The sequence below is a fragment of the Zoogloea sp. genome (genome assembly GCF_044344315.1).
Lineage (GTDB): Bacteria > Pseudomonadota > Gammaproteobacteria > Burkholderiales > Rhodocyclaceae > Zoogloea.
Genome location: NZ_JBIJDC010000001.1, coordinates 41,574 through 56,606, shown reverse-complemented (window position 1 = coordinate 56,606; position 15,033 = coordinate 41,574). Strand labels below are relative to the sequence as shown.

The 15,033-nt window shown below is 65.8% G+C and carries 15 protein-coding genes; 14 read left to right on the top strand and 1 reads right to left on the bottom strand.

Annotation, left to right across the window (positions count from 1 at the left end; translation table 11 throughout):
- Positions 1–158: 158 nt before the first annotated feature.
- Both ACIQ09_RS00245 and ubiA read left to right on the top strand, forming a co-directional pair.
- Complete coding sequence (locus tag ACIQ09_RS00245; RefSeq protein ID WP_374499769.1) at positions 159–701, top strand: bacterioferritin; 543 nt, start codon at positions 159–161, stop codon at positions 699–701.
- Positions 702–959: 258 nt separating this feature from the next.
- Positions 960–1,841 carry a 4-hydroxybenzoate octaprenyltransferase gene (gene ubiA, locus ACIQ09_RS00240; protein ID WP_398304332.1) on the top strand — a complete coding sequence of 294 codons (882 nt, stop codon included), beginning with the start codon at positions 960–962 and terminating at the stop codon, positions 1,839–1,841.
- A 12-nt stretch (positions 1,842–1,853) separates the two neighbouring features.
- Here the strand turns inward: ubiA and waaA are convergent, their stop codons facing one another.
- Complete coding sequence (waaA, locus tag ACIQ09_RS00235) at positions 1,854–3,137, bottom strand: lipid IV(A) 3-deoxy-D-manno-octulosonic acid transferase (RefSeq protein ID WP_398304329.1); 1,284 nt, start codon at positions 3,135–3,137, stop codon at positions 1,854–1,856.
- A 190-nt stretch (positions 3,138–3,327) separates the two neighbouring features.
- Here waaA and ACIQ09_RS00230 point away from each other — a divergent pair, with 190 nt between their 5' ends.
- The 12 genes from ACIQ09_RS00230 (at position 3,328) to ACIQ09_RS00175 (ending at position 15,014) form a co-directional block, all read left to right on the top strand.
- The gene (locus tag ACIQ09_RS00230; RefSeq protein ID WP_398304326.1) at positions 3,328–4,335 is read left to right on the top strand and encodes an NAD-dependent epimerase; all 1,008 of its coding nucleotides are present in this window, start codon (positions 3,328–3,330) and stop codon (positions 4,333–4,335) included.
- 123 nt (positions 4,336–4,458) lie between these two features.
- Complete coding sequence (locus ACIQ09_RS00225; protein ID WP_398304323.1) at positions 4,459–6,864, top strand: tetratricopeptide repeat protein; 2,406 nt, start codon at positions 4,459–4,461, stop codon at positions 6,862–6,864.
- A 30-nt stretch (positions 6,865–6,894) separates the two neighbouring features.
- On the top strand, positions 6,895–8,613 hold the full coding sequence (gspE, locus tag ACIQ09_RS00220; protein ID WP_398304320.1) for a type II secretion system ATPase GspE: 1,719 nt from the start codon (positions 6,895–6,897) through the stop codon (positions 8,611–8,613).
- A complete protein-coding gene (locus tag ACIQ09_RS00215) occupies positions 8,606–9,844 on the top strand; it encodes a type II secretion system F family protein (RefSeq protein ID WP_398304317.1) in 1,239 nt (412 codons plus the stop codon). The genes gspE and ACIQ09_RS00215 overlap by 8 nt, the downstream gene beginning before the upstream one ends.
- Before the next feature lie 29 nt (positions 9,845–9,873).
- The gene (gspG, locus tag ACIQ09_RS00210) at positions 9,874–10,314 is read left to right on the top strand and encodes a type II secretion system major pseudopilin GspG (protein ID WP_398304314.1); all 441 of its coding nucleotides are present in this window, start codon (positions 9,874–9,876) and stop codon (positions 10,312–10,314) included.
- Positions 10,304–10,801, top strand: a complete 498-nt coding sequence (locus tag ACIQ09_RS00205; RefSeq protein WP_398304311.1) for a Tfp pilus assembly protein FimT/FimU — start codon at positions 10,304–10,306, stop codon at positions 10,799–10,801. Before gspG ends, ACIQ09_RS00205 begins: the two co-directional genes overlap by 11 nt.
- Positions 10,798–11,208, top strand: a complete 411-nt coding sequence (locus ACIQ09_RS00200; protein ID WP_398304308.1) for a prepilin-type N-terminal cleavage/methylation domain-containing protein — start codon at positions 10,798–10,800, stop codon at positions 11,206–11,208. Before ACIQ09_RS00205 ends, ACIQ09_RS00200 begins: the two co-directional genes overlap by 4 nt.
- Positions 11,205–11,861: a type II secretion system protein J gene (locus tag ACIQ09_RS00195; protein WP_398304305.1), complete on the top strand. Its 657-nt coding sequence runs from the start codon at positions 11,205–11,207 to the stop codon at positions 11,859–11,861. Before ACIQ09_RS00200 ends, ACIQ09_RS00195 begins: the two co-directional genes overlap by 4 nt.
- Positions 11,858–12,778, top strand: coding sequence for a general secretion pathway protein GspK (locus ACIQ09_RS00190; RefSeq protein WP_398304302.1), 921 nt, complete (start codon positions 11,858–11,860; stop codon positions 12,776–12,778). The genes ACIQ09_RS00195 and ACIQ09_RS00190 overlap by 4 nt, the downstream gene beginning before the upstream one ends.
- The gene (locus tag ACIQ09_RS00185; protein ID WP_398304298.1) at positions 12,779–13,807 is read left to right on the top strand and encodes a PilN domain-containing protein; all 1,029 of its coding nucleotides are present in this window, start codon (positions 12,779–12,781) and stop codon (positions 13,805–13,807) included. It begins immediately after the preceding gene.
- The gene (gene gspM, locus ACIQ09_RS00180) at positions 13,804–14,355 is read left to right on the top strand and encodes a type II secretion system protein GspM (RefSeq protein WP_398304295.1); all 552 of its coding nucleotides are present in this window, start codon (positions 13,804–13,806) and stop codon (positions 14,353–14,355) included. The genes ACIQ09_RS00185 and gspM overlap by 4 nt, the downstream gene beginning before the upstream one ends.
- A complete protein-coding gene (locus tag ACIQ09_RS00175; RefSeq protein ID WP_398304292.1) occupies positions 14,352–15,014 on the top strand; it encodes a hypothetical protein in 663 nt (220 codons plus the stop codon). The genes gspM and ACIQ09_RS00175 overlap by 4 nt, the downstream gene beginning before the upstream one ends.
- The last annotated feature ends 19 nt before the right edge of the window (positions 15,015–15,033 follow it).

Below are 15,033 nucleotides of genomic sequence, written 5' to 3'. Positions count from 1 at the left end.
GTCACATGGTCGGAGATAAGACTTGTCCGACACGCACTGTCTGCGACGTCCGACAGCGGCGGGGGTGGCGCCGGACCATCATGGAGTCATGACGGTGGTGATTGCAATTCGGCAATTCGTACCGTTCCCATTCCGGGAGTCCGACTCAGGAGATTGTCATGGCCAAGGATTACACCAACGATTCCAGCTTCCTCACCGACGTGAAAACCCTGCGCGCCCGTGCCCGCAAGCAGATTGAGGACGGCGCGCTGACGCCCGGCTACGAACTTGACCCGGACCAGGTGATTCACCTGCTGAATACCGCGCTGGCCACCGAACTGGTGTGCGTACTGCGCTATCGTCAGCATGCTGTCACCGCCAGCGGTATCCATTCGGAGCCGATTGCGGCGGAGTTTCTGGTGCATTCGAACGAGGAACTTGCCCACGCCGACCTGCTGGCCAAACGCATCGTGCAGCTCGGCGGAACGCCGGAGATGGACCCGGCGGGCTTGAGCGAACGCAGCCATGCCGAGTACGTGGCATGCGACAGCATCGACAAGATGATCCGCGAGAACCTGGTCGCCGAGCGCGTTGCCATCGAGAGCTATCGTGAAATGATCCGGTTCTTTGGCGACAAGGACTCGACGACCCGTGCCATGCTCGAAGGGATTCTCGCGATGGAAGAGGCGCACGCGGACGAACTGGCTGATCTGCTCGAATAAGAACGGCCGGCACCGGATCGCCTCAAGTTCGAGCGTTACCCGGTCCCGACATCAGTGGGCAGTGTGGGCGGGGGCGCACCTCCTTCCTACAGCGCTGGCGGGGACCGTACAATACGGCCCGCCTGCTTGGCACCTCTCCCGGGCCACCGGCGAACCCGACCTGCCGCCCCTGTGGGCCCGCCGTTCGGCCTTTCAACGGGGCGGAGCGCCCTTGCTGATCACTGAAGTCTTCCTGCCCGCCATTCGGAACCTGGCCCCATGAGTACTTTGAGCCTTCCCCAGCGCCTCGACGAATACAAGAAGCTGATGCGCCTGGACAAGCCCATCGGCATCCTGCTGCTGCTGTGGCCGACCCTGTGGGCCCTGTGGGTGGCCGGGGCGGGGCGGCCGGCGCTGGGTGTGGTGGCGATCTTTGTGGTTGGCACGGTGCTGATGCGCTCGGCCGGGTGCGTGATCAACGACTACGCCGACAAGGACTTCGATGGTCATGTGGAGCGCACCCGCAACCGGCCGCTGGCGGCGCGGCGGGTGCGCCCCGGCGAAGCCCTGCTGCTGGCGGCGGGGCTGGCGCTGCTCTCCTTCATGCTGGTGCTGCCCCTCAATGGTCTGACCATCGCCCTCAGTGTGCCGGCGGTGTTCCTGGCAGGCAGCTATCCCTTTACCAAGCGCTTCCTGGCCATTCCCCAGGCCTACCTGGGCATTGCCTTCGGTTTCGGCATTCCGATGGCCTTTGCTGCCCTGCAGGGCGAAGTGCCGTTGGTGGCCTGGGTGATGCTGCTGGCGAATGTGTTCTGGGCCGTGGCCTACGATACGGAATACGCCATGGTGGACCGCCCGGACGATCTGAAGATCGGCATCAAGACCTCGGCCATCACCTTTGGCCGTTTCGACGTGGCCGCCGTGATGGCCTGCTACGGTTTGACCTTGGCCCTGCTCGGCTGGGTGGGCTTGAGCACCGGGGGAGGGCTGTTCTTTGTGGCCGGGCTGGCGGTGGCCGCCGGCATCATGGCCTATCACTACACCCTGATCCGGGAGCGTGACCGGCCGAAATGCTTCAAGGCCTTCCTCCACAACAACTGGGTGGGGGGGGCGATCTTTGCGGGCTGGGTGGTGGATTACCTGCTCCGGCCGATGGTTTGAGCCGCCTACGGGTCAGCGTTTGCGGGCCCGGGCGCTGTGCAGCAAGGGTGCCAGTAGGGCGAGGGTGCGCGCCGTGGCGCCCCGATGGGTTTGGGCAAAGTCCCGCCCAGCCTCGCCCATGGTCTTGCGTCGCGTCGGGTTGTGCAGGATTGCCAGGGCCAGATCAAGGCCGTTGTCCAGGTTGTCGGCCCGTTGGGCCGCGCCGGCCTCGATGGCTTGCTCACAAACCGCCTTGAAGTTGAAAGTGTGCGGCCCCACGATCACCGGGCAACCCACGGCACTGGCCTCGATGGGGTTCTGGCCACCGAGTTTCTCCCACGAGCCGCCTATCAGGGCGGTGTCGGCTGCCACATAGTAGGCGTACATCTCCCCCATCGAATCGCCCAGCCAGACCCGTGTGTCAGCCATCACCGGCTCGTTGCGGGAGCGGCGCTGCAGCTTGAGCCCACTCCGGGCCACCCGTTTGGCGACTTCGTCGAAGCGCTGGGGGTGGCGCGGTACCAGCACGAGCAGGACCTCCGGTGGGCACAGCCGGGCGAAGGCTTCCAGCAGGGGGCCTTCCTCGCCCTCGCGGGTGCTGGCGGCCAGCAGGATCTGGCGCGGGCCGATCCGGTTGCGGAACTCGCGCCCCAGGGCCAGCAGGGCTTCAGGGGGGGTGATGTCGAACTTGATGTTGCCGGTGACCTGCAGCCAGCGGGCCCCCAGGGCGCGCATGCGGTGGCCGTCGGCCTCGGTCTGGGCGCCGATGGCCGACAGGTGGGCGAAGGCGTCCCGTGCCAGGCTGCCGGCCCGCCGGTAGCCCCGCGCCGAACGCTCGGAGAGGCGTGCATTGACCATGGCCAGTGGTGTGCCGGTGCGTCGGCAGCCCTCCACCAGGTTGGGCCACAGCTCGGTTTCCATCAGCACCCCGATACGTGGACGGAAATGGCGCAGGAAGCGCGCAACGGCCCAGGGAAAGTCGTAGGGCAGGTAGACGCTCTGCACCCGCGGGGCCAGATCGCCGAAGATCTCGGCGGCGGTGGCCCGGCCGGTGGGCGTCATGTGGGTCAGCAGCAGGCTGCAGTCGGGGTGGGCGTCGAGCAGCGCATGCACCAGCGGCGCGCTGGCCCGGGTTTCCCCCACCGACACGGCATGCAGCCAGATGAGGGGGGCCGGCATGGACGTCGGATAGCGCCCGAAGCGCTCGCCCACGTGCTGCAGGTATTCGGGCTGGCGGCGCGCACGCCACACCAGGCGCAAACCGATCAGTGGCGTGGCCAGGTACCAGAGTGCAGAGTACAGAAGACGAAGGATCAAGGGATGCGCCTGGGGCTTGCCGGGGCCTGAAAGTATAACGGTCGTTACAGACGACACGTTCACGGGGGGGAGCCGATTTACCCTGACATGCTCCCGTGAGAAAATGCCGGACTGCTGACCGCGTATCCGGGCATCTTTGCAGTCCGGCCCTGCCTTGTCTGCTCCCTACAACTTCGAGTACCCCGCGATCATGAAAATTCTCGTCACCGGCGCTGCCGGATTCATCGGCATGCATACCAGCCAGCTCCTGCTGGCGCGAGGCGATCAGGTGGTCGGTCTCGACAACCTCAACGATTACTACGAGGTCCAGCTCAAGCACGACCGGCTGGCCCGTCTGACGCCCCACGAGAACTTCCGCTTTGTGAAGATGGACGTGGCGGACAACGCCGGCATGGCCAAGCTGTTTGCCGAAGAGAAGTTCGACAAGGTGATCCACCTGGCCGCCCAGGCCGGCGTGCGCTACTCCCTGGTCAATCCCCAGGCCTACGTGGAGAGCAACCTGGTGGGCTTCATGAACATCCTGGAAGGTTGCCGTCACAGCAAGGTCAAGCACCTGGTCTATGCTTCCAGCTCCAGCGTGTACGGTGGCAACACCCGCATGCCCTTCTCCGAGTACGACAGCGTCGATCACCCGGTGAGCATGTACGCGGCCACCAAGAAGGCCAACGAGCTGATGGCCCACACCTACAGCCACCTGTTTGGTCTGCCCACCACCGGCCTGCGCTTCTTCACCGTGTATGGCCCGTGGGGCCGTCCGGACATGGCCCTGTTCCTGTTCACCAAGGCCATCCTCGAGGGCAAGCCCATCGACGTGTTCAACCACGGCAAGATGAAGCGTGACTTCACCTATGTGGACGACATCGTCCAGGGCGTCATCAAGACCCTCGACCACACCGCCGAACCTGACGCCGCGTACAACGCTGACCAGCCCAACCCCAGCACCAGCAACGTGCCCTACCGGGTTTTCAACATCGGCAACAACAACCCGGTGGAGCTGATGGCCTTTGTCGAGGCCATCGAGAGCGCCCTGGGCAAGCAGGCCGAGAAGAACTTCCTGCCCCTGCAGGATGGCGACGTGCCGGCCACCTACGCCAACACCGATGCCCTCAACGCCTGGACCGGCTTTGTACCGGCCACCCCGGTGCCGGTGGGCATCGGCCGCTTCGTCGAGTGGTATCGCGGCTACTACGGCAAGTAAGCCTCAGTCGAGTCTCGCTGCCCGTGGGCGCCCCACCCGGAAGGGTCGGGCGCCCACTTTCTCTGAAAGTCCAATACCGCGTCGGTTAAACTGTCGGCCGGATTTGTTGGATAACCGATAACGATGAAACCACGTTTCGCCCTCGGCATGCTCGCCGCGAGCCTGCTGGGCCTTGTGTCTGCGCCTGCCTCCGCCGTCAGTACCACCGCCTCCGGGCCGACCGCCCAGGTGGCCTTCCAGGCCTACGAAGCACGCCTCAAGGCAGCCCGGGCAGCTGTGGAGGTGGCCGAACAGGGAGGGCGTGCCGAGGCGCTGAAACTGGCCGCCGCGCTCAACGAGCTGGCTTCGATCCACGTCCTCAACGCCGATTTCGACCTCGCCGAGCCCCTCTTCGAGCGCGCTCTGTCCATCCGCGAGAGCCGTCTTGGGCCGGATCATCCCGATATCGCCACCTCCCTGAACAACCTCGGTCTGGTCTATCTGGGGCAGGGGCGTCTCGACAAGGCGGAGGGCCCCCTCAAGCGTGCCCTCGACATCCGCGAGAACGTGCGCGGCTACACTAGCGTCGAGGTCGCCAACTCCCTCAACAACCTGGGGGCTTACCACAAGGCCAGGGGCAATTACGCCAAGTCGGCGCTGCTGCACAAGCGTGCCCTCGATCTGCGCGAGCGGGCCCTGTCGCCGACCCATCCGGATGTGGCCATGTCCCTCGGCAACCTGGCCGAGCTGTACCGTGCCCAGGGGCTGTTCCCGGCCGCCGAGCCTCTGCAGACGCGGGCCCTGGCAATCCGTGAGAAGGCCCTGGCGGCCGACCACCCCGATGTTGCGGCCTCCCTGGGCGATCAGTGCGAGCTTCTGCGCGATCAGGGGCGCTACGCCCAGGCCGAGAAGCCATGTCTGCAGGCCATGGAGATCCGCGAGCGTAGCCTGGGCGCAATGCACCCCGATGTGGCCCTATCCCTGCTGGCGACGGCCGAGCTGTATCGGGCACAGTATCGATTCAGTGCGGCTGAGCCCCTCTATCGACGCGCCCTGGAGATCCGTGAGCAGCGCCTCGGCCTGACTCACCCGGAGGTCGCTACGGCCCTGACCCGGTTGGCTGCACTGTATGCAGACCAGCGCCAGTACGCCCTGGCCGAGCGTACCCTGCAGCGGGCGGTGATCATCCGCGAGAAACGTCTGGGCCGTGACCACCCGGACTATGCCGAGGTGCTTGCACGGCAGGCTGCCGTGGTCAGCGCCCAGGGGCGCAATGAGGAGGCGGATGTTCTGCTGGACGAGGCCTTCCTGGCCCTGCAGGACGGAGTGTGGTCCGATCATCCGGCGCTGGTGCTGGCCGAATCCGTGCGGGCCCGGGTGGCCCTGGCCGAGGGGAATGTTGCCCGGGCCGAGCCGCTGTATCGCCGCGCCCTCGCCATGCGCGAGAAGAACCTGCCTGCCGCCCACCCGGCCGTGGCCCGCGCCCGCTACGAGCTGGCCGAGCTGTACCGCCTGCAGGGGCGTTACGTGGAGGCGACGCCCCAGTTCAAGAAGTCCCTCGCATCACTGGAGAAGGTGTTTGGCCCGGAGCACCCCGAGCTGCTGCCGCCCCTCAACGGCCTGGCTGCGATCAGCCTCGCCAGTGGCGAGCAGGGCGAGCTTGATGCTTACAACAGGCGCCTGCTGGCCATCCAGACCGCCTTCCTGGGGCCGGATCATCCGACCGTTCTGGCCTTGCTTGAAACCCAGGCGGACGCTTATCTCGCCCGCAAGCGCTACGGTGAGGCGGCGCCTCTGTACACGCGTCTGGTGACGGGGAGCGAGCTGACGCTCGGCTCCGGCAGCCCGGCCTTCGAGGCCCTGCTCGAACGGGTGGCCGGCATCCACAAGGCCAACGGCAACGCGGTCGAGGCCGAGAGCCTGTACCGGCGCCTGCTGACCCTGCGGGAGTCCCGCCCGAATGCCGACCGGGATCCTTCCATCCTGACCCTGCGCCTGATGCTCGCCGATCTGGAGTTTGCCCAGCAGCGTTATGCCGAGGCCGCCACCGATTACCGTTTCCTGCTCGAAACCCGGGCGGCGGTGCTCAATGACGACAATGCCCAGACCGGCGTGATCCTCAACAACCTGGGTGAGTCCTGGCGCCTGCAGGGGCGCGCCGACGAGGCCGAGCCGTGCTATCGCCGCGCCATCGCCATCCTCCGCCGGGTTTCCGGCGGGGCAAGTGCCGAGCTGGCCAATGCCGAGAACAACCTGGGCGTGTCCCTCTTCAGCCGGCGGGCCGGGCCCGAAGCGGCTGAACACCTGGCGGAAGCCCTGCGCATTCGCGAAGCCATCCTGCCGGCCGATGACCTGGATCTGGCCACCTCCCTCAACAACGTGGCGTCCGAGCGCATTGCCCGTGGTGATTACCAGGGTGCCCTGCCACTGCTCGAACGGGCCAAGGTGATCGTCGACAGGAAGCCCGACGCCGCCAAATTGCGGGCCACCGTCACGCAGATGCTGGAGTCCTCAAGGGCCCTGGGCCGCAGCAAGGCCGAGCAGAAGTGAAGCCGGCCTGCCGTCCGCTGAATCACGCCCATGACTGAACAGACCTTCTCTCCTGATCCCCAGTCCCCCCGCGCCCTGCTCGGGGACATGCTCGTTGCCGACGGCAAGCTTGGCGCCCGGGACCTCGAACGTGCCCTGTCGGCCCAGGCCGAAATGGGGGGCATGCTCGGCTCCGTGCTGATCCGGCTGGGGGTGGTCTCCGATCTGGATGTGGCCCGGGCCCTGTCCCGCCAGCTGGATGTGCCGCTGGTGCTTGCCGACGCTTTTCCGGCGGAGCTGCCCCTGCCCGACGGTGTTTCGCCCGACTTCCTCACCTCCCACCGTGCCTTGCCCCTCCGCGAGGAGGACGGGGTATTGACCGTGGTGTGTGCCGAGCCGCAGAACGCTTTCGTCGCCAAGGCCCTGCGCCTGGCCACCGGGCTGGATGTGCGCCTGGCCCTGGGGCTCGAGGGCGACATCGAAGCCGGCCTGAAAGGCTTGCTCGAGACGCCCCCGGAGGACGATGAAGGCGACGTCGGCGGTGATGACTTCGAAGCTGGCGGCGACTTCATTGAGCATCTGAAGGATCTGGCCAGCGAAGCGCCGGTGATCCGCCTGGTGAACCAGATCGTGGCGCGGGTCATCGACCTGAAGGCCTCGGACATCCACCTGGAGCCCTTCGACGACGGTTTGCATGTGCGCTATCGGGTGGACGGTGTGATCCAGATGGGCGAGTCCGTGTCGCCGGCCATGTCCGCGGCGGTGGTGTCGCGGATCAAGCTGCTGGCCCATCTCAATATCGCCGAACGTCGCCTGCCCCAGGATGGCCGGATCAACCTGCGCATCAAGGGGCGCGAACTGGATCTGCGCGTGTCCACCGTGCCGACGGTGCATGGCGAGAGCGTGGTGATGCGGGTCCTGGACCGCGCCAGCATCCGTTTCAGCCTCCACGAAATGGGCTTCAGCCGGGACACCCTGGAAGTCTTCGAATCACTGCTGCAACGCCCCCACGGCATCCTGCTGGTTACCGGCCCCACCGGCTCGGGCAAGACCACCACGCTCTATGCCGCCCTTGGCAAGCTCGATGCCCAGGCCACCAAGATCATCACCGTGGAAGACCCGGTGGAGTACCAGCTGGGCGGTATCAACCAGATCCAGGTTCATCCCCAGATCGGCCTGAGCTTTGCCAACGCCTTGCGCGCCATCCTGCGCCAGGATCCGGACATCATCATGATCGGTGAGATGCGCGATGGGGAAACCGCCCAGATCGCCGTTCAGTCTGCGCTCACCGGCCACTTGGTGCTGTCCACGCTGCACACCAATACGGCGGCCGGGGCAGTGATCCGCCTGCAGGACATGGGCCTTGAGCGCTACCTGATCACCTCGTCGGTAAATGGCGTGCTGGCCCAGCGCCTGGTGCGCCGGCTGTGCACGGCCTGCAAGGCACCGGTGGATCTGGACGAGAGCGTGCTCGAACGCAGCGGGCTTAAGCGTTTCATGGGCGGCAGCACCCGCGTCTACAACCCTGTGGGCTGCCCGGCCTGCCGCCAGACGGGTTACTCGGGGCGGACCGGTATCCATGAGCTGTTCGTGCTGGGCGAGAGCATGCACCAGGCCATCATTTCCGGTGCCGACGCCACTGCCCTGCATGAAACCGCGCGCAAGTCGGGCATGTTTACCCTCTATGAAGACGGCCTGCGCAAGGTGGCTGCCGGTGAAACCAGTCTGGAGGAAGTGCTGCGCGTGACCCAGGATCAGGGCAATGCCTGAGTTTGCCTACCAGGCTGCCGACGCCAAGGGCGTGCGCCGCGACGGCGTGATGGAGGCCCTCAGCGAAGATGCGGTCCTGCGCAGCCTCAAGGCCAAGGGGCTGACGCCCCTGCGCATCACTCCCGCGGGGGCAGGGGCCGTGCAGGCGCCCAGGGACGGCATCCCCCAGCCCGCCGGGCGGGCGCCGGCCAAGGGCAAGCCGACCCAGGCCGACCTGCTGGCCTTCACTTCCGAGCTGGCCATTATGCTGCGGGCGGGCCTGTCCCTCGACCGGGCCCTCAAGGTGCTGATCGGCATGAGCCACAAGGCGTCGGTGGGGAGCCTCCTCGCCGGCGTGCTCGATGCGGTCAAGGGGGGCTCGCCGCTAAGTCGTGCCATCACACCGCATCGCGACTTCTTCGGCGACTTCTACATCAACATGGTCCGTTCCGGTGAGATCGGCGGCCAGCTGAGCGAAGTGCTGACGCGCCTGGTGGAACACCTGGAGCGCATCCGGGCCCTGCGCGAGAGCGTCATCTCGGCGATGATCTACCCGGCCATCCTGCTGCTGGTGGCGGTGATTTCCGTGATCGCCATGCTCGGCTTCGTCGTTCCCCAGTTCGAGACCCTGTTCAAGGACATGGGCGATGCGCTGCCCACGCCCACCCGCATCGTGGTGGCCACCGGGCATTTTTTTACCGATTATGGTTTGCTGCTGGGCGTTGCGGTGTTTCTGCTGGGGGCCGGCCTGAGCCGCTGGTTTGCCTCCCCCTCCGGGCGCCTGTGGTGGCAGGGCAAGGCGCTGCGCCTGCCGGTGTTCGGGGCCATCTTCCTGAAATACGAGATCACCCGCTTCACCCGTTCCCTTGGCACCCTGCTGGGCAATGGCGTGCCGGTGATCTCGGCCCTCAACATCGCCACTGAAACGGTCGGCAATGTTCATGTCCGCACGGCTTTCGAGCGCATTGCGCCGGCCATGAAGGGCGGCGGGCGGATGACCGATGCGCTCTACAAGACCGCGCTGTTTGAACCGATGGCGATTAATCTGGTCCGTGTCGGGGAGGAGACGGGCCGGCTCGACAGCATGATGCTCGAGCTGTCGCGCATCCTCGACCGGGAGGTGGAGACCAGCATCAAGCGTGGTCTGACCCTGCTCGAACCCTTGCTAATTCTGACGCTCGGCGTGATGATCGCCGGGATCATCGTATCGATCCTGATGGGAATCCTGTCGGTGAACGATCTGGCTGTGTAAGACTTTTCAATCCAAGATCCGGAGTGCCAATGCTGTACGTTTCCCGTTCTTCGCGCGTGGCGCGCAATGCCGGCTTCACGCTGGTCGAACTGCTGGTCGTGCTGGCCATCCTGACTCTGCTGGTGGGCCTCGTTGGTCCGCGCATGCTCGGTCAACTTGGCGGCGCCAAGAGTAAGACCGCCGGCATCCAGATCGCCGATCTGGAAAAATCCGTCGAACTCTTCAAGCTCGGCGTCGGCCGCTTTCCGTCGGACGAGGAGGGGCTGGAGGCCCTGGTCAAGAAGCCGGCCTCGGCGAATGGCTGGGATGGCCCTTACCTGAAGGGGGGCTCGGTGCCCCTGGATCCGTGGAACAACGCTTACCGCTACAAGCGCGCGCCCAACGGTGCCGATGTCGAGATCGTCTCCTACGGGGCTGATGGCGCTCCGGGTGGCGAGGGTGAGAACGCCGACATCCGCAATGGCAAGTAGCAGTAACGGCCCGGCGTTCAGGCCGGGCCGCCCGAAGGCGCGACGCGCCTTCACCGGTTTTACCCTGCTCGAACTGATCGTCGCCTTTGCGGTGATTGCCCTGCTGCTCGGCCTTGCGCCGGTGGCTTTCGGCAAGCTCATGGAAACGTCCCAGTACCGTAGTACGGTCCGCCACATGCTCGCCGGGCTGACGGCCGCGCGCCAGATGTCCATCCAGACCGGGCAAAGCACGCTGTTTGCCGTCGATATGGAAAAGCGGGTCTTCGGGCCCCAGGGCAAGATGGATCAAACCTTGCCGGATTCCGTGGACGTGCGCCTCGTCATTGCCGGGCTTGAGGCTGGCCAGGGCGGAGGTGGCATCCGCTTTCTGCCCGGAGGTGGTGCGACCGGCGGCAGCGTGGATGTCCTGCGGCGCTCCGGAGACGGGGTGCGCCTGCGCGTGGACTGGTTGCTGGGGACCGTGACCCAGGAGCCGATTTCCCGATGAGCCCCCTTCGCTCGCGTACCCAGCGGGGTTTCTCCCTGCTCGAGGTGCTCGTCGCCTTTGCCATCATGGCGCTCTCCCTGGCGGTGCTGTACCGGACCAGCGGCGGCAGCGTGCGCGCGGTGGCCGATGCCGAGCGCTATGAACGGGCGGTGCGCACCGCCCGTTCGGTGCTGGCCCTGCAGGACGGCGTGCCCGAGTCCGGCCTGTTCATCGATGGTGTGGATGGCAGCATGCGCTGGCAATTGCGTACCGCGGCTTACCCCTTGCCCGCCGCCGCAGCCGGGCCTGCCGTGCCGCTGCACCGGGTGGACGTGGAGGTCACTTTCGGTGATCCGGAGCGCCCCCAGTCGGTGACCCTGTCGAGCCTGCTGCCCCAGCTCAGGCCGCCTCCCGGAGCGCCACGGTGAGGCTCCGGCACGAACAGGGCTTTACCGTCATCGAGCTGATCATTTCCCTGGTGATTGTGGCGATCATCATGGTGGGGCTGCTCACGGCGATGCGCTCCTTCGGGATCACCGGGGAGAAGCTTGATGCGCGTGTTGCCCTTGTGGACGAACGTCGCGTGGTTTCCGGATTTCTCGATGACGTGTTCGGGCAGGTGGTCCTGCGCCCCCGGCTCAGCCTGGCCGGAACGCCTGACGAGAGCACTTTTGTGGGGGGGGCTGCGGCCGTGCAATGGGTGGGGGTCATGCCGGCCCGCCATGGCGCGGGCGGGCTTTACCATTTTCGCCTGCAGGTGGCGGCTGCCAACGATGGCGGCAGTGCGCTGATGCTGGCCTATCTGCCCTATACGGGCGTCGAGTTACTTCCTGATTGGTCGCTGGCCGAGCAACGGGTCCTGCTTGGGCGTCTGGACGGATTCTCGCTGGCCTATCAGCTGGATGACGGCGGCGAGTGGCGCGAGGCATGGCGCAACAGCCCCGAGCCCCGCACGCTGGCCCGTATCCGCCTGTCGATCTCTGCCGCAGGGAGTGCGTGGCCTCTGATGGTCATTCCAGTGCGTAGCCTGATGCCCTCCGGTGCCTCGGCCCGCATCGTCACCGGAGCGGGGACGCCATGACGCGCCGCGTTTCGCGGGGCAAGTCGCAGGCCGGCTACGCCCTGATTGCCGTGCTGTGGATGGTCAGCGCATTGATGCTGTTGGTGTCGGCGCTGGTTTTTCAGGCGCGCACCGAACTGCGTACGGTGACCGCAGGCCGTGACATGGCTGCGGCCGAGGCTCGGGGCGATGCGGCAATCCAGCTCGCCCTGCGCAGCATCGTCGCTGACGGAAGAGCGGCCTTCGCCGTCCAGCGGACCCTCGATCTTGCCTTTGATGGGGAGGGGGTGCGTGTGGTGGTGACGCCCTTGAACGGACTGATTGCCGTCAATTCCGCGCCGGAGCCCCTGTTGGCGGCTTTGTTCGTGCATGGGGCGGGGCTGGATCCGGCCACGGCCCAGACGCTGGCCCAGCGCGTGATCGATTGGCGCGATCCGGATTCGGCCTCGCTTCCGAAGGGGGCCGAGAACCCGGAGTATGCGGCCGCCGGCGTGCCCTTCCGGACCCGCGGGGGCGCGTTCGAAGCGCCCGAAGACCTCCTCCAGGTGCTTGGGGTTGACCTGGAAACCTATGATAAAATTAAGGGCTTGATCACCGTCGATGGTGGTTCGGCGCGCACCAATCCGCTTGCGGCGCCTTTCGAAGTCTTGCTTGTGCTTGCCCAGGGGAATGCAGCCGTCGCCGATAGGGTTGCTGCCGCGCGAGACGCGGGGCAGGTCCAGGTTGATACCACCACTCTGATGCAGGAATTCATCGATCAATCCTCCTCTTCGCGTTTTCGGCTGAAGGCCTTCGTGCCCCTTGGCGCCGATCGTGCCATCGTGCGTACCCAGGTCGCTGATGTTGCGCCGCATCCGTCATCCCGGCTGCCATGGACGGTGTTGCGTGCCGAGCGTTCGCTGGGTGTGGGTGGCAATCTCCCCGTGGCGCAGCGCTGAATGAGCAGTTCCAAGAGTCAATTCGACCTTTTTGGGCTCGATCTCGCGGCCGTCGGGCGTTACTTCGTCGATGGCTGGGCAGATGCTGCGGCCTGGCCACTCTTTCGCTGGTTCAATCCGCAGGCGCCGGTTCGTGTTATTGATGCGGACGGGCAGGTGAGCACGCGCCTGGGGGTTTCGGCGGCGTCTGTCTCCTTCAAGGGCAAGGTCGAACGGGTGGCTGTCGAGCTGCCGGAAGATCTGCTGCTGCGCCGCAGTCTGGCGCTGCCCCGCCTGAGTGGTGATGATCTGGATGCTGCCGTGGCACTTGATGCGCGCAGCGCCAGCCCCTTCCCCGAGAATGATCTGGTGTGGGGTTTTGTCCGGCGGGATGGAGGCGAGGGCGATGCCCTGCACATCGATTCCGTCCTGTCTTCCCGCAGCTTGATCCAGCGCCATCTGGCGAGCCTTTCGTCGGTAGCGCTCCCGTCCCGGTTTGAAGTGTGGGCCGGAGGAGGTCAGCCGATTCCCATCCGGGGTTTCGGAGAGTCGGAGCACGGGCGTGGTGGTCGTGCCGCCCGCTGGTTGAACATCGGCTTGCTGGGGCTGGCCTTGGTACTGCTGATGGCCATTGCGCTGACGCCGTTGCTGCAGTTGAGGGCTCAGGTGATGGATGCGCTGGAGCGCAACCAGAAGCTGGTCAAGGCGTCCTCGCCCCAAGTCAATCTGCGTGCTGATCTGATGAAGTTCAACGCCAGTCTGGAGCAGGTGAACGGTGTTGTCACCGCCTACGCCAATCCGCTGCTGACCCTGGACGAGTTGTCGCGCCTGTTGCCCGATGATGTGCTCGTCAATACGCTGGAGTTCAAGGGCAATACCGTCCGGATCTCCGGGCAGGCGGCCAATGCGGCCCGTCTGCTCGACATCCTGGCCTCCCAGCCGGCTTACTCGGATGTCAAGGCGCCGGCGGCAACCACTCGGGTGCAGGGCAGCGCCAAAGAGTATTTCACCATCGAGTTCAAGATCAATCGGGCGGAGAAGGGCCAATGAACATGATCCGTCATCGTGCGCTCATCTCGGTTGGCCTGACGTTCATCATTTTCGTGGGGGCCATGGCTCTCGCCGCCAGTTATGCCTGGGATCGCTACCTTGCCGCCCAGGCGGTCCTGGAGGAGATCGAGCCCCGCTATGCGCGCCTGCTCGGTCTGCAGGGGGCGGATGCCCCTCTCAAGAAAACTGTGCTCGATGCTTACGCCAGTCTGCGGCGCTGGGCCTACCCAGCCGAGCAGGATGCCGGCAAAGCGGGCAATGATGTGCAGCAGCGGGCTCGACGCGCGGCGGAGGCTGCGGGCATGACCATCGTCAGCAGCCAGGTGTTGCCGGCAAGGGTCGAGAACGGCATGGAGCAGATTCCAGTTTCGTTGACCCTTGAGGGCGGCTTGCAGAGCCTGCAGATGACGCTCGCGTCCCTTGCAGGTGATACGCCGGCCCTGTTTGTGGATACGCTCAGCCTGCGTTCCATCGATCGGGGTGACCCGAAGCAGCCTCAGCAGGTTTCGGCGACCATGGTCGTCATGTCCTTGCGGATCCAGCCATGAGGGTCAAGCTGTGGCCCATCCTGCTGGTCCTGAATCTGGCCCTCGCCTGGGGCCTGGGAGCCCTCTGGCTGGACGAGGATTTCGATCCGAAGAATGTGCTCTGGCGGGCGCCGGCAGCCATTGCGCCGGCTTCGGATTCCCTGACTGTTTACCCGGTCTCCCCTGTGCCGAATGACCTCTCTCAGCTCAACAGCACGGGGGAGCGTCCCTTGTTCTGGGTCAGTCGCCGGCCTCCGCCGCCGCCTGCGCCGGAAAAGTCCGCGGCTGAACAGGAGCCCGATCCCCTTGCCGACATCCGGCTGGTGGGCTTGATGGAAGGCGGGGAGCAGAGCGGAGTGATCGCCCTGACAGGTGGCCGCTTCCGCCGCGTCATGCTCGGGCAGACGCTCGGCGCCTGGGCGCTCGACGGGGTAGAGGGCAAGACCGCACGGTTCAAGGGCGCGGGCGGCGAGCTTCGTACGCTGGAGCTCAAGCATGCCGTGCAGGGGGCTCCCGACATGGCGGTAGCGCAGGGCGGCGGGAGTGGCGGTATCGAAGGCGGCCCCCGGATAATGGGAAGTGACGGAAAGTCGAGAACGGTGGAAGAGGCGATTGCTGATCGTCGTGCACGCAAGGCGGCCCTGCTGGCCCGCGGCAACAAGCCTGCTCCTGCGCAGTGACAAAAAACATGGATTTCCT